General features: G+C 72.7%; 24 protein-coding genes. 10 read left to right on the top strand and 14 right to left on the bottom strand.

Features of this window, described 5'->3' with window-relative positions; genetic code table 11:
- Positions 1-91 precede the first annotated feature (91 nt).
- Genes panD through SALPAC3_RS0116120 form a run of 3 tightly spaced genes read right to left on the bottom strand, consistent with a single transcriptional unit; the run spans position 92 to position 2,329 of the window.
- Complete coding sequence (panD, locus tag SALPAC3_RS0116130; RefSeq protein WP_018222245.1) at positions 92-520, bottom strand: aspartate 1-decarboxylase; 429 nt, start codon at positions 518-520, stop codon at positions 92-94.
- Positions 521-542: 22 nt separating this feature from the next.
- Positions 543-1,391, bottom strand: coding sequence for a pantoate--beta-alanine ligase (gene panC / locus SALPAC3_RS0116125; RefSeq protein WP_018222244.1), 849 nt, complete (start codon positions 1,389-1,391; stop codon positions 543-545).
- A complete protein-coding gene (locus SALPAC3_RS0116120) occupies positions 1,388-2,329 on the bottom strand; it encodes a Rossmann-like and DUF2520 domain-containing protein (RefSeq protein WP_018222243.1) in 942 nt (313 codons plus the stop codon). Before SALPAC3_RS0116120 ends, panC begins: the two co-directional genes overlap by 4 nt.
- Before the next feature lie 179 nt (positions 2,330-2,508).
- On the opposite strand from SALPAC3_RS0116120, the gene SALPAC3_RS0116115 reads away from it, so the two are divergent.
- Entirely contained in the window at positions 2,509-3,525 is a 1,017-nt protein-coding gene (locus tag SALPAC3_RS0116115) for an SAM-dependent methyltransferase (protein ID WP_018222242.1), read from the top strand.
- Positions 3,522-4,688, top strand: a complete 1,167-nt coding sequence (locus SALPAC3_RS0116110; protein ID WP_196233436.1) for an NADH-quinone oxidoreductase subunit D — start codon at positions 3,522-3,524, stop codon at positions 4,686-4,688. Before SALPAC3_RS0116115 ends, SALPAC3_RS0116110 begins: the two co-directional genes overlap by 4 nt.
- A 37-nt stretch (positions 4,689-4,725) precedes the next feature.
- On the opposite strand, the gene SALPAC3_RS0116105 is transcribed toward SALPAC3_RS0116110, so the two are convergent.
- From SALPAC3_RS0116105 to SALPAC3_RS0116090, 4 genes are all read right to left on the bottom strand, one after another.
- Complete coding sequence (locus SALPAC3_RS0116105; protein WP_018222240.1) at positions 4,726-6,303, bottom strand: hypothetical protein; 1,578 nt, start codon at positions 6,301-6,303, stop codon at positions 4,726-4,728.
- Between the two features lie 69 nt (positions 6,304-6,372).
- Complete coding sequence (locus SALPAC3_RS0116100; RefSeq protein ID WP_018222239.1) at positions 6,373-7,377, bottom strand: glycine betaine ABC transporter substrate-binding protein; 1,005 nt, start codon at positions 7,375-7,377, stop codon at positions 6,373-6,375.
- A gap of 174 nt (positions 7,378-7,551) precedes the next feature.
- The gene (locus SALPAC3_RS0116095) at positions 7,552-8,286 is read right to left on the bottom strand and encodes an ABC transporter permease (RefSeq protein ID WP_018222238.1); all 735 of its coding nucleotides are present in this window, start codon (positions 8,284-8,286) and stop codon (positions 7,552-7,554) included.
- On the bottom strand, positions 8,283-8,972 hold the full coding sequence (locus SALPAC3_RS0116090; RefSeq protein WP_018222237.1) for an ABC transporter permease: 690 nt from the start codon (positions 8,970-8,972) through the stop codon (positions 8,283-8,285). The genes SALPAC3_RS0116095 and SALPAC3_RS0116090 overlap by 4 nt, the downstream gene beginning before the upstream one ends.
- A 2-nt stretch (positions 8,973-8,974) precedes the next feature.
- Between SALPAC3_RS0116090 and SALPAC3_RS0116085 the strand changes: the two genes are divergently transcribed.
- Positions 8,975-10,030, top strand: a complete 1,056-nt coding sequence (locus SALPAC3_RS0116085) for an ABC transporter ATP-binding protein (protein WP_018222236.1) — start codon at positions 8,975-8,977, stop codon at positions 10,028-10,030.
- On the opposite strand, the gene SALPAC3_RS0116080 is transcribed toward SALPAC3_RS0116085, so the two are convergent.
- The 6 genes from SALPAC3_RS0116080 to folP all read right to left on the bottom strand — a co-directional run bounded on the left by SALPAC3_RS0116080 (position 10,008) and on the right by folP (position 14,024).
- On the bottom strand, positions 10,008-10,313 hold the full coding sequence (locus SALPAC3_RS0116080; RefSeq protein ID WP_018217470.1) for a hypothetical protein: 306 nt from the start codon (positions 10,311-10,313) through the stop codon (positions 10,008-10,010). The two genes, SALPAC3_RS0116085 and SALPAC3_RS0116080, sit on opposite strands and share 23 nt — an antisense overlap.
- A 49-nt stretch (positions 10,314-10,362) precedes the next feature.
- A complete protein-coding gene (locus SALPAC3_RS0116075) occupies positions 10,363-11,565 on the bottom strand; it encodes an ABC transporter permease (protein WP_018811518.1) in 1,203 nt (400 codons plus the stop codon).
- Between the two features lie 120 nt (positions 11,566-11,685).
- Positions 11,686-12,177 (bottom strand): DUF3180 domain-containing protein, encoded by a 492-nt coding sequence (locus SALPAC3_RS0116070; RefSeq protein ID WP_018222234.1) that lies wholly within the window; start codon positions 12,175-12,177, stop codon positions 11,686-11,688.
- A gap of 67 nt (positions 12,178-12,244) precedes the next feature.
- Positions 12,245-12,772, bottom strand: coding sequence for a 2-amino-4-hydroxy-6-hydroxymethyldihydropteridine diphosphokinase (gene folK / locus SALPAC3_RS0116065; protein WP_018222233.1), 528 nt, complete (start codon positions 12,770-12,772; stop codon positions 12,245-12,247).
- A complete protein-coding gene (gene folB / locus SALPAC3_RS0116060) occupies positions 12,769-13,131 on the bottom strand; it encodes a dihydroneopterin aldolase (RefSeq protein WP_018222232.1) in 363 nt (120 codons plus the stop codon). Before folB ends, folK begins: the two co-directional genes overlap by 4 nt.
- Positions 13,128-14,024 (bottom strand): dihydropteroate synthase, encoded by an 897-nt coding sequence (gene folP, locus SALPAC3_RS0116055; RefSeq protein WP_018222231.1) that lies wholly within the window; start codon positions 14,022-14,024, stop codon positions 13,128-13,130. Before folP ends, folB begins: the two co-directional genes overlap by 4 nt.
- Before the next feature lie 339 nt (positions 14,025-14,363).
- On the opposite strand from folP, the gene SALPAC3_RS0116050 reads away from it, so the two are divergent.
- From SALPAC3_RS0116050 to SALPAC3_RS0116020, 7 genes are read left to right on the top strand one after another with little or no spacing between them, the layout of a single operon-like run.
- The gene (locus SALPAC3_RS0116050) at positions 14,364-14,675 is read left to right on the top strand and encodes a hypothetical protein (RefSeq protein ID WP_018222230.1); all 312 of its coding nucleotides are present in this window, start codon (positions 14,364-14,366) and stop codon (positions 14,673-14,675) included.
- A gap of 15 nt (positions 14,676-14,690) precedes the next feature.
- Positions 14,691-15,053, top strand: coding sequence for a hypothetical protein (locus SALPAC3_RS0116045; protein WP_018217477.1), 363 nt, complete (start codon positions 14,691-14,693; stop codon positions 15,051-15,053).
- Between the two features lie 34 nt (positions 15,054-15,087).
- Positions 15,088-18,342, top strand: a complete 3,255-nt coding sequence (locus tag SALPAC3_RS0116040; RefSeq protein WP_018222229.1) for an ATP-binding protein — start codon at positions 15,088-15,090, stop codon at positions 18,340-18,342.
- A 1-nt stretch (position 18,343) separates the two neighbouring features.
- Positions 18,344-20,269, top strand: coding sequence for a hypothetical protein (locus SALPAC3_RS0116035; protein WP_018222228.1), 1,926 nt, complete (start codon positions 18,344-18,346; stop codon positions 20,267-20,269).
- Positions 20,266-20,820, top strand: coding sequence for a hypothetical protein (locus SALPAC3_RS0116030; RefSeq protein ID WP_018222227.1), 555 nt, complete (start codon positions 20,266-20,268; stop codon positions 20,818-20,820). The genes SALPAC3_RS0116035 and SALPAC3_RS0116030 overlap by 4 nt, the downstream gene beginning before the upstream one ends.
- A complete protein-coding gene (locus SALPAC3_RS0116025) occupies positions 20,817-21,980 on the top strand; it encodes a M23 family metallopeptidase (RefSeq protein WP_018222226.1) in 1,164 nt (387 codons plus the stop codon). The genes SALPAC3_RS0116030 and SALPAC3_RS0116025 overlap by 4 nt, the downstream gene beginning before the upstream one ends.
- A gap of 13 nt (positions 21,981-21,993) precedes the next feature.
- Positions 21,994-22,587, top strand: coding sequence for a hypothetical protein (locus SALPAC3_RS0116020; protein WP_018222225.1), 594 nt, complete (start codon positions 21,994-21,996; stop codon positions 22,585-22,587).
- A 2-nt stretch (positions 22,588-22,589) separates the two neighbouring features.
- On the opposite strand, the gene SALPAC3_RS25885 is transcribed toward SALPAC3_RS0116020, so the two are convergent.
- Positions 22,590-23,165, bottom strand: coding sequence for a hypothetical protein (locus SALPAC3_RS25885; RefSeq protein WP_033774863.1), 576 nt, complete (start codon positions 23,163-23,165; stop codon positions 22,590-22,592).
- Positions 23,166-23,319: the final 154 nt, after the last annotated feature.

The raw sequence follows: 23,319 nt of genomic DNA, 5'->3' as shown, positions 1-23,319 counted from the left end.
CCTGCTGACGAGTCCACCCAGGGTAGCCAAAGATGCCCGGCGAGTAACAGAGCCTCGTGGCGTGGCTCCGGTGGGCGGGCGCGCCACTCGGTCAGGCCAGCGAGTCCGCCAACGGGTTGGGGACCGGCGCCCCCGCCGTCCCGGGCGCCGCCGTGGCCGCGTCCGCGGTGAGGTCCACAATCCGGTTGCTCGAATCGACGTGCACGATCCGCGGCTGGTAGGTACGCGCCTGCGCGTCCTCCAGCTGTCCGTAGGCGATGAGGATGACCAGGTCACCCGGGTGGACCAGGTGGGCGGCGGCGCCGTTGATACCGATCACGCCGCTGCCTCGCTGCCCCGGGATCACATAGGTCTCCAACCGGGCGCCGTTGGTGACGTCCACGATCGCCACCTGCTCGCCCGGGAGCAGGTCGGCGGCGTCCAGCAGATCCTGGTCCACCGTGACCGAGCCGACGTAGTGCAGGTCGGCCTGGGTGACCGTGGCCCGGTGAATCTTCGACTTGAGCATGGTGCGCAGCATCGGGCGCCTTTCGGGAGATGGGTCAGAAACGTGGGTCGAGCTGGACCGATACGTTGTCGATCAGGCGGGTGGCGCCGACCCAGGCGGCGGCGAGCAGCCGCGCCGGACCCGCAATCGGCCCCGGCTCCAGCTCCGGGTCGGTGAGTACCAGGTAATCCAGTTCGACACCGGGCGGACCGGAGTCGAACGCGGCGTGCGCGGCGGCCAGCACCCCGCCCGCGTCCGCACCGCCGGCAGCGGCTGCCACCCCCGCCCGCAACGCCCCCGGCAGGCTCAGCGCAGCCGTCCGCCCCTCGGGTGACAGGTAGCGGTTCCGGCTGGACAGGGCCAACCCGTCCGGCTCCCGGACCGTCGACACGCCGATGATCTCCACCGGCACCTCCAGGTCGCGCACCATCCGGCGGATCAGGGTCAGCTGTTGGTAGTCCTTCTCACCGAAGAACGCCCGGTCCGGCCGGGTGAGCTGAAGCAGCTTCAGCACCACGGTCAGCACCCCGTGGAAGAAGCCCGGCCGGCTCTGCCCCTCCAACTCCTCGCCGAGCTGGCCCGGGTTGACCCAGACCCGGGGTTGGCCCTGCGGGTATAGCTCCGGCACAAACGGCGCGAAGACGACCGCGGCGCCAGCCCGGCGGCAGATCTCCAGATCCGCGTCGAGGGTGCGGGGATACCGGTCGAAGTCCTCGTCCGGCCCGAACTGGAGCGGATTCACAAAAATCGTGACCACGACGTTGTCGGCCTGCTCCTGGGCCACCCGCAACAGGGTCTCGTGCCCGGCGTGCAGGGCGCCCATGGTCATGACGACACCCACGGTGCCGGTCAGCGCCTCCCGCGCTGCCGCCAGGTCGGCACGGGTGTGTACCAGCTTGGTCACGCAGCCACCTCCCGATCCCGCCCACTCAACACCTCCAGCACCGGCTGCGCCACCGTGGGACGCAGCCGGCCGGCCGCGATCACGCGGTCCGCCGTCCGTCGAGCCAACGCCAGGTAGGGGCCCACCGATTCCGGCGCGGTCGCCGCGAGCTGGGTCAGGTGCCGCTCGACGGTGCCGGCGTCGCCCCGGGCGACGGGTCCGGTCAGCGCATCGTCCCCGAGCCGCAACGCGTTGTCCAAGGCGGCCCGCAACAGCGGAGCGAGCACCCGCTCCGGCTCGGTCACCCCGCCGTCCCGCAGCCGGTCGGCCGCCTCGTTGACGAGGGTGATCAGGTGATTGGCGCCGTGCACGAGGGCGGCGTGGTAGAGCGCTCGGTCCGACTCGGCGACCCACTCCGGTACGCCGTCGAGGTCGGCGACGAGCCGGGTGGCGAACGGACGCAGCTGCGCCGGTGCGGTCAACCCGTACGAGATGCCGGGCAGTCGGGTGAGATCGTCCGGCGTACCGGTGAAGGTCATCGCGGGGTGCAGGGCCAGCGGGCTGGCACCGGCCCCGACGACCGGCGCCAGTACCGCCAGGCCGTGCGCGCCGGAGGTGTGTGCGACCACCTGCCCCGGACGCAACGCCCCGGTCTCGGCGAGGCCGGCGACGACCTCCGCGAGCGCGTCATCCGGCACCGCCACCAGCAGGAGGTCGGTGGCAGCGCGGGCTACCGAGTCGGCCGGCCGCCGCGGCACGTCGGCCAGGAGCAGCGCCATCCGGGCACGCGAGGCGGCAGAGCCGCCGGTCGCGGCCACCACCCGGTGGCCGGCAGCGGCGAGAGCGGCGGCCAGGACGGCACCGACCCGGCCGACACCGATCACGCCGACGGTCAGGGAACGGGGGGTGGGAGCATCAACCGACTGATCGACGGGACGCGGAGACAGCGCAGCACTCATAACGATGATCCAGTCCTCGGAGGGGTACCGGTCGCTGGCAAGTATGCGTCGCGGCGCCGCAGCCGGGACAGGGAGGTGTGAAAACGTTCACCACCGGTGGCCCGGGCAGACCCGCTCGCCACCGAAGGCTACGAGCGGGGCCGCTCCACCACCGGGCGGCTGGACCGAAGGAGGAGCTGATGTCGATCCGCTGGCGGGACGCGATGGAGCAGGCGCTGTACGGGCCGGACGGCTTCTTCGTCTCCGGTGCCGGCCCGGCCGACCACTTCCGTACCAGCGTGCACGCCTCCCCGGCGTTCGCGGCGGCCCTGCACCGGCTGATCGCCACCGTTGACGCCGCCCTGGACCACCCAGACCCACTCGCGGTGGTCGATGTCGGAGCGGGGCGGGGCGAGCTACTGCGCACCCTCCACGCCAGCATCGCCGGGTCCAACGACACGTCCCTCGCGCACCGGCTACGCCTCACCGCCGTCGAACGGGCCCCGCGCCCCACAGACCTACCCACGGAGATCACCTGGACCCACGAGATCCCCGCCGGTGTCACCGGCCTCCTCCTGGCCACCGAATGGCTCGACAACGTCCCGCTGGACCTGGCCGTGGCCACCCCGGCAGGCTGGCGGTACCTCCTGGTCGACCCCGCCACCGGCGAGGAGACGGACGGCAGCTTAGTCAGCCCGGAAGACGCCGACTGGTTGGCCCGGTGGTGGTCGCCGCCCGCCGCCGACGACCCGGGCATCCGCGCCGAGATCGGCCGAACCCGCGACGACGCCTGGACGGACGCCGTCGGGCGGCTCGACCGAGGGCTGGCGGTCACCGTGGACTACGGGCACCTCCGGCGAACCCGACCGGCCGCCGGCACCCTGACCGGCTACCGGAACGGGCGGCAGGTCCGACCGGTACCCGACGGATCGTGCGATGTCACCGCGCACCTCGCGGTGGACTCGGTCGCCGCCGCCGGTGCGCGGGTCGCGCAGCTCCCGTACACCCTGGTGGCACAGCGGACGGCCCTGCGGGCGCTCGGTGCCGACGGGCGCCGTCCACCGCTGGCGCGGGCCAGCACCGACCCCGCGGGATACCTCCGGGCCCTCTCCGCGGCGTCGGCGGTGGCCGAGCTGATCGACCCGGCGGGCCTCGGCGGGCACTGGTGGCTCCTCCAGCCGGCCGGCGTCGCCCTCGACCCGCTCGTGGCACCATGACAGGCATGACCACGGACGCCGATCTCCGCGAACTGACCGTCGGCACCGGCGCCGGTGGGGAACAACTCGGCACCGACATGGTGCTCAACATCGGTCCGCAGCACCCCTCGACGCACGGCGTACTCCGGCTGCGGCTGGTACTCGACGGCGAACGGGTGGTGAGCGCCGAACCAATCGTCGGCTACATGCACCGGGGCGCGGAGAAGCTGTTCGAGGTCCGCGACTACCGGCAGATCATCGTGCTGGCCAACCGGCACGACTGGCTCTCCGCGTTCGCCAACGAACTCGGCGTGGTGCTCGCCGTGGAGCGGTTGCTGGGGATGGAGGTTCCGGAGCGGGCCACCTGGCTCCGGATGGCGCTCGCCGAGCTGAACCGGATCCTCAACCACCTGATGTTCCTCGGCTCGTACCCGCTGGAGATCGGGGCGATCACCCCGATGTTCTACGCCTTTCGGGAACGGGAGACCCTCCAGGCGGTGCTCGAGGAGGTCTCCGGCGGGCGGATCCACTACATGTTCAACCGGGTCGGTGGGCTCAAGGAGGAGGTGCCGGCCGGCTGGACCGGGCGGGCCCGGGCGGCCATCGGCGAGGTCCGGCGGAGCCTGCCCGACCTGGACAACCTGATCCGGCGCAACGAGATCTTCCTGGCCCGTACCGTCGGCGTGGGGGTGCTCCCGGCAGCCCAGGCCGCCGCGTTCGGCGCCTCCGGACCGGTCGCCCGCGCCTCCGGCCTCGACCTCGACCTACGCCGGGACGAGCCCTACCTCGCGTACGACCAGCTCGACGTGCCGGTGGTGACCCGCACCGCCGGTGACTGCCACTCCCGCTTCGAGGTGCTGCTCGACCAGGTGTACGTCTCGCTCGACCTCGCCGAGCAGTGCCTGGACCGGGTGGACCGGCTCACCGGCCCGATCAACACCCGGCTACCGAAGGTGCTCAAAGCGCCCGAGGGGCACACCTACGCCTGGACCGAGAACCCGCTCGGCATCAACGGGTACTACCTGGTGTCCCGGGGTGAGAAGACGCCGTGGCGGCTCAAGCTGCGCACCGCGTCGTACGCCAACGTGCAGGCGCTGGCCACCCTCCTACCCGGTTGCCTGGTGCCGGACCTGGTCGCCATCCTCGGCTCGATGTTCTTCGTGGTCGGCGACATCGACAAGTGAGTGGGCCGGCTGCGCTCGTTCGGCGTTGCCGCAGCTGTCAACGCCACCGGTTGTCCCCGCGGCCGTACTGACCCGGCTCGGGCTGGCGCTGCGGCCCGGGCTGCCACCGAGGCTCGGGCTGGTGCTGCGGCTCCGGCTGCCACCGGGGCTCGGGCTGGCGCTGCGGCTCCGGCTGGTGCTGTGGCTCAGGCTGCCGTTGCCGGGGTGGCCCCCACTCGGCGGACGGCGGGGGCAACGCGGATCGTCCCGCCGGTTCGGACCACCCGCCCCGCCCGGCGTCGGCCCGGTCGCGGCCGGGCTCGTCCCGACGGACCGCGGCCCACCGCTGGTCCACCCGGTATTCGGCACCGCCCCGATCCGTGCGCACCTGCGCCCGCTGCTCGCCCAGCCGCAGCTCGCGCCCCCGCTCGTCCTCGCGGACGGCCGCCCAGCGGTTTCCGGCCCGCAACTGCGACCAGTACTCGCCCTCCGCGTCGCCGCCCGCCACAAGCTCCCCGCCATGCTGGTCAACGCCGCCGCGGTCAGACCGCTCGCCGTCCCAGCCCCGGCCGTCGGGCTGGTTGGCCCAGCCTTGGTCATCCCACTGCGCTCCAGCCCGGGCAGCCTCCGGTGGCTCGCCCTGCCCCCGAGCGTCACGCGCCCAACCGCCCCGCTCCGACCACGACCGGTCAGCGGAGCCGTCGACGCCAGCCATCCGGACCTCATCCTGGGCGGCCGGCCAGGGGCGGCGCTCCCGGTCCCGGGTCCCGGCCTCGCCCCCAGGCCAGGGGCGGCGCTCCCGGTCTTCGGCCCACGACGGTGCGTCCGGACCGGACGGCCATCCTCGGTCGTAGTCGCCGGCGGGGTCCCGGGCGCCATCGACCACGGTGTGCCGGGTGACGTGCACCGTCTCGGTATGTCGCACCACGCCGCGCAGGGGGGCGGCGTGCCGGCCCTCCGGCTCCGGTGACTCGGCGCCACCGGCGGTGTCGCCATAGGTGCCGGCGGCCCGCTCGGTGCCGGGCTGACCAGCGAAGCGGTCGTCGGCCCCATGCTCTCCGGTCGACGGCCGGAAGGCCGCGTAGGCCCCGGCCGCCCCGGCCGCGGAGTGGCCGCCGCCCGGGAAGTGACCCGGAGGCTGGGACTCACCGGCGCGGTTCCGGTCGCCCTCGTGCTCATCCCAGCGATCGGCGACCGGAACGGCTGCCCGCCCGGCCGGCGCGTCAACCGGGGCCCGTACCCGCTGCGCACCGCCGGGCCCGGCCGGCGCGGCGGCACCAGCGTCAAGCCGGCGGCCCAGCGCCACAACCGCCTCCTGGGTGCGCTGGGTCTGGTCGAGTGCCTGATTGCCCCGTTGGGCCGCAGCCACGATCTCACCGTGCAGCTCATGGCGAAGCCGCTCGATCTCGCCCCGCAACTCCCCGACCCGGGCACCGCCGTCGGGGCGCAGCGCGATCGAGAGGCCGATCAGCACCACCGCCAGGAGGGCCAGTACGGCGGCGATCCGTAGCGGGCCGTTGCTGTCGGCGACGAGCACCAGCAGCGCCGCCACCGGAGCGCACGCCACACCGGCCCGGAACAGTGCCGTCGACAACCGGGGGTTACGCGGGTCATCGGTCACGGCCGGGACTGGCATGGCTGTGCAGCCTACCGAGAGTTGTCCCGCGTGGGAACGGCAGCGCAACTCGCCCTGCCCACTCCGGGGCTAGCCGGCGGTGAGGGCTCCGTCGGAGGAGAACACCAGACCGACGCTGACCTCGCCGGTCCGCAGCGCGTTCTTCGTCTGCGGTCCGCCGGCATCGAGCGAGCTGAACGACCCGGCCCGGAAGTCGTAGACCTCGACCAGCCCGACCTGGCACTTCGGCCGTTGCGGGCACTCCGGCGGACCGGCCAGAACGGTCTCCTGGCCAGAGCACTTCTCGGCCAGCTCGGAGAGCGTCCGCACACCGTGCTGGTCGGCGAAGGCACGCGTGACGGCGAAGGCGTTCTGGTTCTGGGCTGCGGCCGGCGCACCGAGGGCCAGGTTGGCCTCCGCGCTGAGCGCCTTCAGCGCGGCGACCGTCTCGTCCAGGTTCGGCGAGGAGACCGGCTCGGCGCCCTCGCCGTTCGCCTTGGTGTTGAGAAACTCCGCCATGGTGGCCGCGTACTCGGGGAAGACCTGGATCTCGCCCTTCTCCAGGGCGGGCTCGTAGAGTTCCCGGCTGCCGATCTGCTGCACCTCGACCTGGTAGCCGGCGGCGACCAGCACGATCTTGTACAGCTCGGCGAGGGTCTCGCTCTCGCTGAAGTTGGCGGCTCCGACCCTGATCGTGCCGCCGGGCCCCGCCGCGATGCCGGTGGTGAGGTCATGGGCGTCGGCGAACTCGGCCGCCGCGACTGCGGGCGTCTTGCGGTCCTCGTTCACGGCCTTGTTGAGCTGGATCAGCTTCGGCGTGTCCAGTGCGGCGGAGACCTGATCCAGGGCGGCGATGAGCGGCGGGGTCGCGGCGTCGGCGTTGACCACGGGGATGATGTTGTCGCTGTTCTGCAGCGACTTGTCGTCGGTCAGCACGACCAGCTCGTCGCCGGCCACCGGGGCGCAGCCCGCCCCCGTCGCCGCTGTTTCGGGCGCGTCCGTGCCCGACGAACCGGCCTGGCCACAGCCGGTCAAGAGCCCGGCGGTGGTCAGGACGCCGACAGCGCCGATCCCCAAACGTGTGCGTGCGTGCATCTCTGCCCGCCTTCCGTGTCCCGGCACGGCTCCTGCGCCGGCCGCGTGTCCGACGGGCGATCGATGCCCGTGCTCCCACCCAACATCCTCGCGCCGGGGTACGACAAACTCCGGTCATACTTCGTCACCGGATCGTCACCGACACGTTGCCGGCGCCTGACTCCGTTGCCGGAGTCAGGCGCCGCTGACCGCGTCGGCCGCGCGCCGCCCCGCCCGCCGGCCGCGGCTGCGCAGCGGTCGCGGGGTGACCAGCCGCTCAACCAGCGCCAACACCAGCTCCACCAGCATCGCGAGCCCCGCCACCAGCAGCCCGCCGGCGAGGATCTGCCCGCCGCCGGCGGCGATGTCCAGGCCGAACCCGGCCCGGATGATCTGCCCCAAGCCGCCGCCGTTGACGAAGGAGGCCAGCGCGGCGGTGGCCACAACCTGCACCGCCGCGGTGCGAAAACCCGCCGCCAGGTACGGCACGGCGAGCGGCAGCTCGACCCGACGCAGTAACTGCCAGCTGGAGAAGCCCATCCCCCGGGCCGCGTCCCGCGCCTCCGGATCCACCGCACGCACCCCGGTGTACGCGTTGGCCAGCAACGGTGGGATCGCGAAGACCGCCAGCGCCACCACCACCGGGGGCCGACCAAAACCCAGGAAGGTCAACGGCAGGATGGTGAGCAGGGCCAGCGTCGGCATGGCCAGCGTCAGGTTGGCTACCAGCACGACCGACCCGCCGCCGCGCCCGGTGTGCCCGAGCCAGAGCCCGATCGGCCACGCGACCAGGCAGCCCAGGAGCACCGCCGCCGCGGAGATGGCGAGATGTTCGCCGGTCCGGTCCAGGATGCCGCCCGGATTGGTCCAGTTCAGCGGGTCGTTGAGCCAGACCAACGCCGCCTCGATCGGCCCCGTCGCCACGGTCATGCCGCGCTCCGGCGACGCAGCCAGGGGGTGAGCAGCCACCCGGCACCGGCCAGGGCGAGATCGAACACCAGGGCGAGCAGGACGCAGAGCAGCGTACCGGTCATGATCTGTGCTTTGTAGAAGTTGTTCTGGAAGCCGGCAAAGATCAACTGACCGAGTCCGCCCTGCCCCACGACCACCCCCACGGTGACCAGCGCCACCGTCGAGACCGTCGCCAACCGCAGCCCGGTGAGGATGCCCGGCAGGGCCAGCGGCAGATCGATCCGGAACAACCGCCCCCAGCGGCCGTACCCCATGCCCTCCGCCGCCTCCCGCACCTCGGGCGGCACCTGGGTGAGACCGGCCAGCGCGTTGCGGACGATCACCAGCAGCGCGTAGAGCACCACCACGGTGAGCACGGTCACCACCCCGATCCCCAGGTACGGCGCGAGAAAGGCAAACAACGCCAGCGACGGGATGGTGTAGAGCACACCGGTGACCGCCAGGATGGGCCCGGCCAGCGCGCGGAACCAGTACGCGGCCACGGCCAGCGGCACCGCGATCAACACCGCAATGAGCACCGCCCGCAGGGTAAGCGAGGTGTGCTCGCGCAGCGCGGCGAGGATCGTGTCAGAGTTGTCCCGCACGTACTGCCAGGAGAACCACGGGTTACCCGGGTCGGCCCGGTAGCTCAGGCGGAAGGACATGTGTGGACGTTACCCCGCGGGGATCCGCTGCCAACGAGGCACGTGCGGCCTCGATCTTCCTTGACGAGATCGGCAAACGCTACCCGGACGGCACCGAGGCGGTCCGCGAACTGACCCTGGAGATCGCCGCCGGCGAACTCGTGGTGCTGATCGGCCCCTCCGGCTGCGGCAAGTCGACCGTGCTCCGGATGGTGAACCGCCTGATCGAGCCGACCGACGGCCGAATCCTCCTCGGAGGGGAAGACGTCACCCGGGTGGACCCGGTACGGCTGCGCCGCCGCATCGGCTACGTGATCCAGAACGTCGGCCTCTTCCCGCACCAGACCATCAACGCGAACGTCGCCACCGTGCCGCAGCTACTCGGCTGGCCCCGGGAACGTCGCCGGCAACGGGTCACCGAGCTGTTGGAGCTGGTCGGCCTGGACCCGGCCCAGTTCGGCGCCCGCTACCCGCACGAGCTCTCCGGCGGTCAGCGGCAGCGGGTGGGCGTGGCGAGGGCACTCGCCGCGGACCCGGTGGTCCTGCTGATGGACGAGCCCTTCTCCGCGGTCGACCCGATCGTCCGGACCCGGCTCCAGGAGGAGTTCCTGCGGTTGCAGGCCGAGGTTCGCAAGACCATCGTGCTGGTGACGCACGACCTCGACGAGGCGGTTCGGCTGGGCGACCGGATCGCGGTGCTCTCCGAGGGTGGCCGCCTGGAGCAGTTCGACACCCCGGCCGCCGTGCTTGGCGCACCGGCCACCCCGTTCGTCCGGGAATTCGTCGGTGCCGACCGAGGTATCCGACGCCTGGCCGTCACCCCGGTCACCCGGGAGACGGTCGAGCCGGTCTCCGCCACCCCGATCTCCGCCGAGCTCCCCACGGTGCCACTCGGGTCGTCGGCGTACGACGCGCTGGGGGTCCTGTTGACCACCATGGCGGACCGGGTGGTGGTGACCGACCAGGAGCAACCCGTGGGGGTCCTCACCCGATCCCGCCTGCTCGGCCTGGGCCACGCCGACGACCAGCGCCGGCCGCCCGCCCCCAACGGGGCAGCTACCTCCGCAGATAGTCGATGAAGGCCGCCCGCAGCACCGGCGCCAACTCCTCGTAGCCGTGGCCGGTCAGCTCCCGCCACAACGCCACCGCCTCGTCGATGGTCGGACCGACCGAGTTCGGCGCGCCATCCAGGGCAGCGGCCTCGTCGGCATTCGGCAGGTGCCGCAGAACTGACCAGAAAAACCGCACGTCACGGCGCTCCCGCGCCACCGCGAACGCCTGCTTGCGCAGCTCCTCGGTGGAGAGTGCGTCCAACTCCTCGAACGACCGGCCGGCGGGGAAGGTCGAAGGTGTGTCGGTCATGCGGCTGAGCCTAGCCGGCACGCTCCCCGCCGACCTGCGAGACGCGGGGTCAGCGGCGGCTGGGGTCCCAGTGCCGTCCGGTCCCCCAGTCCGGGAGATCCCACTGATTGGTTGGGCGCTCGGCGGGCGGAGGCGGCAGCGTCGCGGCCCAGTCCGTGAGCGGCTCGGGACGGGGCATGCTCCAACCGGCATGCAGCTGCTCGTCCGCGCCGGGGCTGTCGGCAACCGCCTCCCGGTCGTCCCGCGCGCCCCCGTACGCCTCGACCATCCGGGTCACCACCAGCCCCACCCCGAGCGCTACCGCCCCGACGGCCCAGCGACTCGCCGCCAGGCCGCTCGCCTGCAGGTCCGCGCGGACGAGCGTGATCAACGAAACGGCGAGCAGGGTGCCGAGGATGCCACCTCGGCGGCCGAAGGCACTGGTGCCGGCGAGCAGCGCCGTCCCCACCGCCAGGACGGTCCAGTCCAGCCCCGACCCCACCGCGACCGGACCAGCGGCGGGAGTCCCCAGTAGGGAGCCGGCCAGCACGGCCAGGACGCTGGAGGCGACCAGCGCCCCGCCGGCCACCACCGGGCCCAGCGCCCCCTGCCGGCGGGCCGGATCGGTAACCGGTCGAAACCGGCCGATCAGCCGACGGATCGGCCGTACCGCGCCGAACAGCCCGCCGAGCACGGCGAGCGCTGCGAACCCGGCGAACAGGTAGAGCGCGTCGCTCGTCGGGTCGTAGCTACCCTGCGGCAGGACCGGGTCACCTCGCCGCTCGATGTACCCGACCAGCGCCGCGCCAGCGGCGAGGCTGGCCGCCCAGGCGGGGACGTGCAGCACCGTCACCACGAACGCCAAAAGCAGCCCGCCGAGCGCCCCGGCGGCGATCGCCGGGCCGAGGGCGGCCACCGCACCCCGGTCCCCCTGCTCCGCCATGTGCAGCGCCGCCGCGACGGCCGCCGGACCGATCGCCAGATTCACCGTCGCGGTACGCAGGCTCAGCCCGGCGGCGAGGGCCAACAACCCGAGGACGGCTCCAGCAACGAGCAGCGACCGCAGGCCGTCGCCCCGCAGCGTCTCCGGGTTTTCTCGCCAGAGCAGGTACCCGACCCCGACCGCGCACACCAGGAGCAGGAGTTCCCAGACGAGGTGCACGCCGAGCCGGTCCCCACCGGACTCAACCTGGTCCGGATCCGGGTCGGGGACGACGGTGTTCGCGCGGGGGGAGGTCTCCGAGCTTCCTCGCCCCGATTCGTCGTACCCCATGCAGCCGCCCTCCACCTGGCCGTCCGTCCCGGGTCCAAACGCGCGGAGCAGTCCGGGGCGGCCGATACGCTCCGGTGGCAGGCACCGTACCCGCGCGGGAAGCACGGCGGAAGCCCATGCTCAGCGCTGGCCGGCGCGGCCTCCCCGGTCGCCGGGCTCGCGGTCCTGGTCGTCCTCCTGCTCGGGAACCCGGCAGGAGCGCTCCAACCAGAGCGCGGCGGCCACCAGTGCCAGGGCGGCGAGCAGGCTACTCCCAGCCACGTTCCGGTCGCTCGCCGCGGCCTCGGTGCGCTCCACGAACAGCCACCCGGTCAGGCCCGCGTAGAAGCCGGCGAAGATCGCGCCCACCAGCGCGGACGCCTTGGCCAGCACCACGAAGCGGGCAACCAACAGCGGGTTCACCGGCTCCTTCCCCGGCCGGCGCGCAATCCGGGCCCGGGTGTTCACCGCGACGTACGCCTCCAGCACGGCGAGCCCGGCCAGGGTGATCACCGGCAGCCAGGGCAGGTCGCCGGGGAGATAGTCGTAGTAGAGAAAGCTGATCAGCAGCCACGCCACCCCGGCGGCGGCGAGGCCGGCGACCACCAGTGTGGAGATCCGGGTAGGGCCCATCCGGCCGGGACCCGCGCCGTCCGGAGGTGATGACCTCGCCTGCATCATGCCCGCCGGCTCCGTTGCCTCATGCCGTTGACTCTAGCCCCACTTCGGGGCAGGGACGCAGCTCCAACGCGTCCGCACCGACCGACGCCGAGTTCAGCAGGTCGGTCAGCCAGCCGTGGCCCGGCAGCCGCCCGTACGGTTGCAGGTCGAGCCAGGGCCGCAGGACGAAGGCGCGCAGGTGGGCGCGGGGGTGCGGCAGCGTCAGTTCGGGATCGTCCCGGAGCACCGGCGTGCCGTCCTGCGCCCAGACCGCGATGACGTCGACGTCGAGGGTGCGGGGCCCGAAACGCCGGGCCGGATCGCGCTCCCGGCCGGCCGCACGCTCGGCCGCCCGGGCCCGCGCCAGCCAGTCCTCCGGCGCCGCTGTGGGATCTACGGCCAGCACCACGGCGTTCAGGTACGCGGGCTGGTCGCGGTCGCCCCAGGGCGGAGTCTCGTAGACGCCGGAGACCAGGAGCACGGACTCACCCAGCGCGGTGACCGCCGACTGCAGGTGGTCGGCGCGATCGCCGAGGTTACTGCCGAGCGAGAGCAGGGCCCGGGTCACGAGGCGGACCTGGTCATGGTGACAGCCACGTCGGTGAAGCTACCCGAGATCGGGGCCTGCGGCTTGTGCACCGTCACCGTGGCGGTACGGACCCGGGCATCGGCCAGGCAGACCGTGAGCAGCCGGTCGGCGAGGGTCTCGATCAGGTTGACCGGCTCCCCGGCCACCACCGTCGCCAGCCGCTCGGCCAACTCGCCGTAGTGGACGGTGTCGGTCACCTCGTCCGAACGGGCGGCCGGGGCGAGGTCCAGCTCCAGCCGCGCGTCCACGACGAAGTCCTGCCCGTGCTCCCGCTCGAAGTCGTACACCCCGTGCCGGCCGTGCACCCGCAGGCCGGTCAGCTCGATCCGGTCGGTCATCGCTGCTCTCCTTCGGCCCGGGCACCGCCGGTGGTGGCCGGACCGGACGATCCGGTGGCGGCCAGCCGGGGCGATCCCGTGGCCCGCCAGACGGCCAGCGCGTCCGCGGTGGCCCGGACGTCGTGCACCCGCACTCCCCAGGCGCCGGCCGCGACCGCGAGCACGCTGGTGGCGACGGTGGCGACCTCCCGGCTCTCGGTCGGCCGCGGCGCGCCGTCAACGGCGAGCAGCGCGCCCAGGTGGGCCTTGCGGCTGGCGGCGAAGAGCAACGGGTAGCCGAGCGCCAGCAGCTCCGGCAGCCGGGCACTCAGCTGCCAGTTGTGGGCGGCGGTCTTGGCGAAGCCGAGCCCCGGGTCGATGACGATACGGTCGGCCGCCACCCCGGCGGCGAGGGCCGCCTCGACCCGCTGCGCCAGCTCGGCCTTGACGTCGGCGACGACGTCGCCGTAGCGCGCCAGCTCCCGCATCTCGCGGGAGTGCCCACGCCAGTGCATGAGCACCCAGGGGCAGCCGGCGTCCCGGACCACCCGGGCCATGTCCGGGTCGGCGAGCCCACCGGAGACATCGTTGACCACCTGCGCCCCGGCGGCGAGCGCCAGCTCGGCAACCCGGGCCCGGGTGGTGTCGATGCTGACCGGCACGCCGGCGGCGGCCAGCTCGCGGATCACCGGCCGGACCCGGTCCGCCTCGGTTTCGGCGGCCACCCGATCCGCCCCGGGTCGGGTGGACTCGCCGCCCACGTCCACCAGGTGGGCACCGTCGCCGCGTAGCCGCACGCCGTGTGCGATGGCGGCATCGAGATCGGCGTAGCGTCCGCCGTCGGAGAAGGAGTCCGGCGTGACGTTCAGGATGCCCATCACCACCGGGGACGCGGCCTGCACCAGATCGGTCACAAGGAGACCGTACCGGTCCTCGTTGGCGCTCCCGCGCCACCCGGCCCGAGGGGGCTGACATGCGGTTCGGTGCAGGTGTGGGGTCGGACGACAGAGTCGGATCGGGGTCATTCTTCGTGGCTTGTCGCAGACAGTGGGTGGCCGTACGCTTTGGGAATTGCCGAGCATCGAGATGGCGAAGCCTGGAGGGAGGGCCGAAGCGGGAAAATCCGCCCAGGACCCACCCGCTCGTGGTGGGCGACGACCGCGGCGGCCTAGCCGCAACGTGAGCACCGTTCCCGCCAGGCATGCCTACTGCACCGCCGCGGCGCCGCCGGCCGCGAAATGGGGAGGTTTCCAGTGATCGCCATCGAGCTGACGGAGGCGGCGTCGTCCGCCGCCCACGCTCTCACCGCCCTGAGCTCGACACCGCTCGCCGAGCCCGCGCCCACCGGCATCGCCACCGACAACATCGTCGCCTTCTTCGCCAGCAAGATCGCCCCGATCCTGCTGGCCGTGCTGGGCGTCATCTTCATCGGGCGCGCGAGCCGGGGCGAGATCTCCAAGGTGTTGACGAGCTCAGCCATCGCGATCGTCGGCCTGGCCTTCATCGCCGGGGCCGCCACCCTCTTCTTCGTCGGCGACTACCTGATCGCCCTGATCTTCGAATAGGCGCGGGGCACGATCATGCGGCTGCGCACCGACGACGACATCTACCGGGCTCGTCTGGTCTACCTCGGCCCCCCCGGCTACACCCTCCCGGTCCACCTCCCGTACGCCCAGTACGGGCTCTTCATGCTGCTTGTTCCCCTCTACATGTTCGTCCACTGGTTGTTCACGCTGCAGGTCGAGCTCTTCCCGGCGTGGGAGATCGCCCTCGCGATCGTGACCACCTCGTTCGTCTTCCGGTACGTCGACCCGGACCGGCCCGCGCGCATGGTGATCCACACCGCGCTGACCGACTGGCGACGCACCCGGGAGCCGGCCGCCGAGCAACGCGACCCCCGCCTGGTCGGCAGTCGGATCAGGATCCGAGAGGAACTGGCATGACCGGGCAGTACAACGACGCGGGTGAGGCGGTCGCATGAGTTCCCACTACGCGCCGGGATCCCCGGCCGGGCAGCCGGCCGCGACCCCAGGTGACGCGACGCAGCCTGTTGGCTACGTCGCGGAGCTCGATGAGGCCTGGCCCGACGCGGCCCGGGCCACCTCCCCGGGCCACGGTGGGGTCGGTGTCTTCCCGGCGCCCCGCCCACTACACCAGCGGACGCCCACCGAGCCGGCGCCGGCCGCCGGCACCGACATCGACTCCCCCTTCCTCGACCTGTTCGGCGCGACCCGCCCGGCCCGGTCCGCGTCGGTCGGATCAGCGGCGCGCGAACAGCCGCAGCCGCAGCCGACCATCCCACAGCAGTTCGTCGCCGCGGATCCACTCGCCGCACCGGCCGCTCCCGCCGCACCGACTGAGGTGGAGCGGTCGCCCGCCGGGCCGGCCTGGCGCGCCACCCGAGTACCGCACCAGGTCGGTGAGCGACTCGCCCGGACAGAGACCGAGGAGGCAGCCCCACCGGCAGCCGAGGTGACGCCGCGGCCAGCCGAGGTGACACCCCGCCGTCGCCTCGCCGAGCGGTCGGAGCCGGACGCCCGAGAGGTACCCCCGTCCGATCAACGCTCCACCGACCAGCGGGATCGCGCCACCAAAGGCGGCCGGCGGGATCGCGCCACCAAAACCGACCGGCGGGATCGCGCCACCAAACCGGCGCGAATTCGGCCACCGAAGATCAATTTCAGGGACCGGGACCCGTCGGTGGAGCTGGCCATCACCGAAATCGCCGGCCACCTGACCTTCACCCCCAACACGGTCACCGCCTGGTACTGGCTACCCGAGGTGCGCTGGGCCTTCCGCCCCGACGCCGAGCGGGAGGCGCTACTCGCGGCGATCTCCGAGCAGTACGCCGGGCTGGCCGGCTTCCGCCTGCATCTGCGACGTACCACCCGCCCCTTCCCGGCCGACGAATGGGCCCGCACCATCGACACCCACACCCGGGCACCGCTACCCGACGTCCCGGGGACACCGAGTTGGGCAGATCATCTGGTCGCCGCGCAACGGCACCTGCTCTCGGTCAACCACGCCGAGGGGCAGACGTACCTGGGGGTGACCTTCGCCCGGCGCTCCCTGGGTGACTCGCTGGTGGAGCGGGTACGCCGCAGCTTCGGTCGCGGCGTCGCCGAGGGCGAACGACGCAAGCTCAGCCGCACCGTCGAGCAGTTCGACGAGGTACTGGGCGCCTTCGGAATGCGCGGACGCCGGGTCACCACACCGGAACTGGAGTGGCTCCTCTACCGCTCGGTGGCGCTCTGCATGGCCCCACCCGGACGGCTCTCCCCGGTCACCAACGGGCACTGGGAACGCGGCGACCTACTCGCCCTGACCGAACAGGTGGAGCGCTACCGCACCCCGTACGGGTCCACGGTCAAGCTGGTCAACCGGATGACCGGGGAGGAGGGGCACGTCGCCGTCCTCGCCGTGGGCCGGATGGAGCCGCTGGAGATCCCCGAACGACACGAGCCCTGGCTGCACTTTCACGAGCGGCTGCCCTGGCCGATGGAGCTGTCCAGCCGGGTCGACATCCTCGGCTCCGGCGACTCCTTCCGCAACCTGGAGCACCGGCTGCGGATGATCCGCTCCCAGCAGCTCGACTACGCCGAGCACGGCATCGACGCCCCACCCGAATTGGAGCGCCTCGCGGAGCGGGCCCTGGTCATCGGCGACGAGATGACCACCGGGCTGCCGGTCGAATCGGCCCGCGCGCACGGCTGGCACCGACTCGCCGTCGGCGGTCGGACCCGAGAGGAGTGCCTGGAACGCGCCCGTCGGCTGATCCAGCTCTACTCCCGAGAGCTGCGGGTATCGCTCCAGCACCCGAAGAACCAGGACTGGCTGGCCCGCGAGTTCATCCCCGGGGAGCCGATCGCCAACACCGGCTACGTCCGCCGGATGCCGGTCAACCTCTTCGCCGCCGCGCTCCCGCAGGCCGCCTCGACCGTCGGCGACCGCCGGGGCGACCTGATCGGGCGTACCGCCGGCACCTGCCGTCGCCCGGTCTTCCTCGACCTGCACTTCCCGATGGAGGTCCGGGAACGCTCGGGGCTCGGGGTCTTCGTGGCCGAGCCCGGCGGCGGCAAATCCACCCTGCTCGGTGCCCTCGGCTACCTCGCCGCCCGCCGCGGGGTGCAGGTAACGCTGCTCGACCCCTCCGGCCCGCTCGCCCGGCTCTGCGCCATGCCGGAGCTGGCCCCGTACGCGCGGGTACTGAACCTGACCGGTTCCGAGCCCGGCACCCTCGCCCCGTACTCGCTGATCCCCACGCCGCTACGCAGTGAGTTCAGCGCCGGTGACGCGGGCGAGCGGGAGTTCGAGATCGCCGTCTCCAACGCCCGGGCCGAGCGCCGGATGCTGGTCCAGGACATCTGCATGATGCTGGTGCCGCCACAGGTCGCGCGGGAGGCCTCCACCGCCACGCTCTTCCGGCACGCCGTACGCCAGGTCCCGGCGGAGGAGACAGCCACCCTGGACGATGTGGTCGCCACCCTGGGCAAGCTCGACGACGACGCCGGCCGGGAGCTGGCCAACCTCCTGCTGGACACCGCCGAGATGCCGCTGGCCATGCTCTTCTTCGGTCGCCCCCCGGAGGGGCTACTCGGGCCGGACGCCACCCTCACCGTGATCACGATGGCTGGCCTCCGCCTCCCCGACCTCAAGATCGAACGAGAGTACTGGTCGGCGGAGGAGGCCCTCGCCCTGCCCATGCTGCACACCGCACACCGGCTCGCCGTCCGCCGCTGCTACGGCGGCTCGATGTCGTCGCGCAAGCTGGTCGGGCTGGATGAGGCGCACTTCATGGAGGGCTGGCGGTCGGGGCGGTCGTTCCTGGTGCGGCTCGCTCGGGACTCCCGCAAGTGGAACCTGGCCGCGCTGGTCGCCTCGCAGAACCCGAAGGACATCCTCGGCCTCGACGTACAGAACCTGGTCTCCACGGTCTTCGTCGGGCGGATCGCCGAGGACGAGGAGATCGCCTCCGAGGCACTGCGCCTGCTGCGGGTCCCGGTCAACGACGGGTACGAGGCCACCCTCGCCTCCCTCTCCGCCGCCGACAGCACCTCAGCCGCCCGTCTCGGCTACCGCGAGTTCGTCATGCGCGACGTTGACGGGCGGGTGCAGAAGGTCCGCGTCGACGTCTCGTACGTCGATGGGCTGCTCGACCACCTCGACACCACACCCGCGGCGGTCGCTGCCGCAGCGGGCGTACTGCCCGTCGTAGCCGAGCTGGAGGCGTGAGATGGCCGGGGCCCGGGCTCGGACGGTGGCGCTGTTGCTGGCCCTCGGCGTCCTCGCCGGGGCCACGGTCAGCTGGCCGGGGGTCGGCGCGGCGGCGGCACCGGAGCTGTCCACGCAGGCCCCAGCCGGTCCCTGCCTCACCGAGGAGTGGCAGGCCGACTTCCGCTCCTGTGTAGCCCGGCTCGGCGAGGTCGCCGAGGATGAGGTCACCTGCCGCAACGCCCCGACGCCGACGGCGCCGGACTCCGGCCTCGCCGGCTGGTTCGCGGCCCGCCCGGACTCCGCGAAGGAGCCCGGCCCGAAGGGGCTCTACAGCGACTACGGCTACGCCGGATACGGCTACACCACCTACGACATCGACACCGGCTGCGCCACCGCCGTGCTGCACCCGGACTACAAGTTCACCAACACGATCGCCAACGGCGAATTCATGATCGCCACCGCGATCATCGGTGCCTCGAACGCGCTGCGGGAGCGGGCCTGGGATCCGCGGTCGATGTGGGGCTGGGCCGATCCGCTGGTGAAGCAGGCGACCACGGCGGTCTACCAGAAGGTGTTCAGCGTCTTCGGGATCGTCACCCTCTGCGTGGTCGGGCTCTATCTGCTCTGGCGTTCCCGCCAGTCGGACATGAGCAACGCCATGACGACCGCCGGCTGGGCCCTGCTCGTGATGGTGGCGGTGACCGCGCTGGCCGCCTGGCCGGTGAAGTCCGCCAACGTCGCCGACGGCACCCTGGTCACCACGCTGGGGGTGGTCCACGACGCGGTCGGACCAAGCACCAGGGACGCCCCGCCGGACCAGTGCCCGGTCCCGAATCCGGAGGCCTGTGTCGACAAGCGCCCGCCGGCGGTGCGGGCGAGCGACACGGCCACCGAGACGATGCTCTACCGCAACTGGCTGCGCGGGGTGCTGGGCTCGGCCGACAGTGAGACCGCGCAGAAGTACGGGCCGGCGCTCTACGACGCGAAGTCCTTCTCCTGGGAGGAGACGGAGAAGCTCCGCGCCAACCCGGCCACCCGGGAGGCCACCGTTCGGGCCAAGCAACAGCAGTGGGCGCGGGTCGCCCAGCAGATCAAGCAGGAGGATCCGGAGGCGTACGAGTACCTGCAGGGGATCCGGGACATGGACCGGGTCGGCGCCGGCTTCATCGCGGTGCTCGCCGCGCTGCTCTTCGCGATGTTTGATCTCACCGCGTCAGTGCTGGTGCTGCTCGGCTTCCTGCTCTTCCGCTGGGCGGTGATCGCCGCGCCGATCCTCGGCACCGTCGGCCTGCTCCGGCCGGCGAGCGCCGGGCTGCGCCGGCTGGGTAACGCCGTGGTGGCGGCGGTCTTCAACATCGCCATCTTCGGCACCGGCGCCGCGATCTACCTCTTCGCCGTGGACCTCATCATGAGCACGCCGACCCTGCCCGGCTGGCTCCAGGTGGTGCTGGTCTGGCTCTGCGGCGTGGTCGGTTGGCTGCTGCTGCGCCCCTACCGGCGGGTCACCCAACTCGGCGGCAAGGGTGGTGGCGAGTCGGGCGGCTCGGCTGGCTCCTGGCACCGCCGGTTCTTCCGGGACATGCGCACGGCGTCCCGCCTCGACGCGGAGCCCCGCGGGGCCGGCGAGCCGAGCTCGGGTCGCCGCGGCGCGGTGGTGGCGACGCAGAGCAGGCTCCGGCCGGAGGCCCGGCACGAGGAGCTGGCGCCCGTGGCCGAGGGTGGGGCCCGGCCGGAGCGCCGCGAGCGGCCGGACGGGGCGCCGACGTCCGGGGAGCGCAGTTCCCCGGACCGCACCACTGCCGCACCGCGGCAACGGCGGACGCCGGCCAGCTGGACCGAGCCGGAGGGCCCGCGGGAGAGCCCCTCCTTCGTCATCTACCGACCCGGTGCGACGAAACCCGCGCCGGAACGGAGCACCCCCCGGGTCCGCTCCGAGGCCCGGTGATCGCGGTGCGGCGGGCCGGCGAACAGCTCCTCACCCGGGTGCTCCGGTCCCGGGTGGGGATCGCCCTGGCGCTCGCCGTGGTGGTGGTGGGCATCATCGGCACCACCCGGCTGGTCGTCGGGGCGGCGGAGCCGGGGAGCGGCCTCAGCAACCGCCCGGAGCAGCCAATCACCACGGTGCACCCGACGACCGGCGACGACGGGCTGCTCAACACGCGCTCCCCCACGCCGGTGACCCGGCCCGGGGAGGCGACACCGGAGCAGGTCGCTGACCAGTTCGTCACCGCCTGGCGGGGGCAGCCCGGGATGACCGCCGAGCGCTGGCACGCCGAGCTGCGCCCCCTGACCACCCCAACGTTGGCCGAGCAGCTCGCCGACGTGGACCCGGCCGATGTCCCGACCGGCGAGGTGGCGGGCGCCACGACGGTCACGGCCCGGTCGGACGCGGTCGTCGAGGCACGGGTGCCCTTCAACACCGGGCGGCTCCGGCTGGAGCTGGTGGCGCCGGACGGTCGGTGGCGGGTGGACGCGGTGGACTGGGAGCAGGAATGAGCAGCGCAGCCGAGCCGAAACGCCGTCCGCTGCGCGTCGGGGCGCTGGCCTTCGCGCTCACCGCAACGCTGACCCTGCTCTGCTGCGCCGGCGGTGCTGGCGCCTTCTTCCTCACCGAGCTCGGCGGCGATGACCGGCTCCGGCTCACCAACCAGGAGTGCACCGACGACTTCCGGGTCGAGGTCACCGGGGCGATGCCGCAGATGTCGCAGTACGGTGAGCTCCAGCTCCGCAACGCCGCCCGGATCATCCAGGTCGGGCAGGAGCTGCAGGTGCCGCCCCGCGGTTGGGTGATCGCCGTGGCGACCGCCATGCAGGAGTCCCGGCTGCGTAATCTCGCCAACCCCACGGTCCCCGGGTCGGAGCAGCTCCCCAACGAGGGCGTCGGCTCGGACCACGACTCGGTGGGCCTGTTCCAGCAGCGGGCGGGCTGGGGCTCGGTCAAGGAGCGAATGACGCCGGAGTACGCGGCCCGCAAGTTCTACGAGAAGCTGGTGGAGGTCCCCGGTTGGCAGCAGCTGCCGCTGACCCGGGCCGCGCAGGCCGTGCAGGTCAGCGCCTTCCCGGACGCCTACGCGAAGCATGAGGCGCTGGCGTCAGAGATCGTCAACTCACTGGCTGGCGGCGCGGCCCGGACCGTGCCGGTCAACGGCGGGCACGCCTGCGACGCCGCCGAGGATGGCCGGATCTCCGCCTCCGGCTGGACCGCCCCGATCCCCGGTGATGTCGGCTCCGGCTTCCGCACCCAGGATCGGCCGGCGCACCACGGGGTGGATATCGCCGCGCCGAAGGGCTACCCGCTCCGCGCCGCCGCCAGCGGGCGGGTCCTGGTCGCCCGCTGCGATCCGGACCGGGCCGGGGAGCTGAGCTGCGACGCGGACGGCTGGCCGGGCAAGGGCGGCTGCGGCTGGTTCGTCGACATCGAACACCCCGGCAAGATCATCACCCGCTACTGCCACCTGGTGGAGAAACCCGAGGTCAGCGCGGGTCAGACGGTGCGCGCCGGGGAGCAGATCGGGAAGATCGGTAGCAGCGGCAACTCCTCCGGCCCGCACCTGCACTTCGAGGTGCACACCAACGGCGACCGGAGCAGCGACGGCGCGATCGACCCGGTGCGCTTCATGCGGGAGCAGGGCGCGCCGCTGCGAAGCGTGGAGTGAGGCACCGACGGCGATGACAGACCCCCTCCCCGACCCCTTCCTGGAGCAGCCGGACTGGGCGCCGCTGCCGCCCCGACCGATCGCGGTGCTGCCGGCCTCCGGTCGGGTCGAGCTGCGTGGGCGTCGGGTGCGGGTCGGCCAACCCGGGCTGGGCTGGCGCGGCGACCTCCGCGCGGACGACCGCGTGGTGCAGGGCAGCCGCACCTACGTGCCGGTCATCGCCGAGCACGAGTGGTACCGCGCCGAGGCCGATCAGGTCGAGGTCTTCGCCCCCCTCGTTCCGGTCGACCGAGTCTGGGTGGAGACGGTTGGGCTGCGATCGGAGCAACCGCCCGCGGAGGCGGATCGGCTGGTCTCCCTGGACGCGCCCACCCATCGGGCGCCGACGCCGGTCTTCGAGGCCGACGCCGTCGCCGGCCGACGGGTCGTGCACGTGGTGGGCTCGGTCGAGCACCGGGACCTACGCGCGGTCACCGAGACCTACTCCAGCGCCGAGGGCGACATCTGCGTCCGGGTCACCCCCGAGGTCGAGTGGTACCGGTGGGCCTGGGGCGGGCAGACCCCGACCACGCTCGAGGTCCCCGTCCACCTGCTCTGGATCGAGTAGGGTCAGTCACTCCGCGCGCCGGTACAGACCCGCCAGTCCTCGCCCAGCCGGGTGGTGAAGCGCCACGGCTGTCGGTCGCTGTAACTGATGCCGTCTACAGAGGCGGAGATCACCAGCTCCAGCTCGACGACCGCCTCGTCCCCGTCCCGTTGGACCGCGAGGCTCCCCCAGCTGACGGAGATGGGCACCGCGAAGCGCGCCTCCCGCGCGGCCAGGTCCTCGCGCAGCGCCCGCAGCTCAACGGTGGGCGCCCCGCCAGCGCAGACGAACACGTCTGCGCGAATATCGTTTCGGTCCACGAGATAGGCACGCAGGTAGTTGTCCACGACCACATCGGGTGCGCTGCGGTCGGGGGTGGTGGCCCGGGCGTAGAGGACGTAGCCACCGACGATCCCGCCCAGCACGAGCGCCGCCAGCACGGCGGCGGTCACGGTGAGGATGGTGCGCAGTCGTCGCCGCGGCGGCGGGACCGGGGCCCCCGCTCCTGGCGCGGGCGCCGAGGGTGGGGCCGCCAGCTGCTCCGAGGGAGGCCGCTGCGCCGGTAGGCGGGACACCTGGGAACCGGCGGGGGGCTGCACTGATTCCACCCCCTGAGGCTAACGGCTGCCGCTCGCAGACCCAATGCCCAGATTAAGCGGATCGTGACGGCTTCCTCTCCACCGGTGACACCGGCAACAACACCGGCGCAGCACCGCGGTGCCTCCGCCGGAAGCAGGTCATCCTGCGCTACGG

The organism is Salinispora pacifica DSM 45544, from assembly GCF_000378845.1.
In the GTDB taxonomy this organism is placed as follows: Bacteria; Actinomycetota; Actinomycetes; order Mycobacteriales; family Micromonosporaceae; genus Micromonospora; species Micromonospora pacifica.
This window is presented reverse-complemented; position numbering and strand designations above follow the sequence as displayed.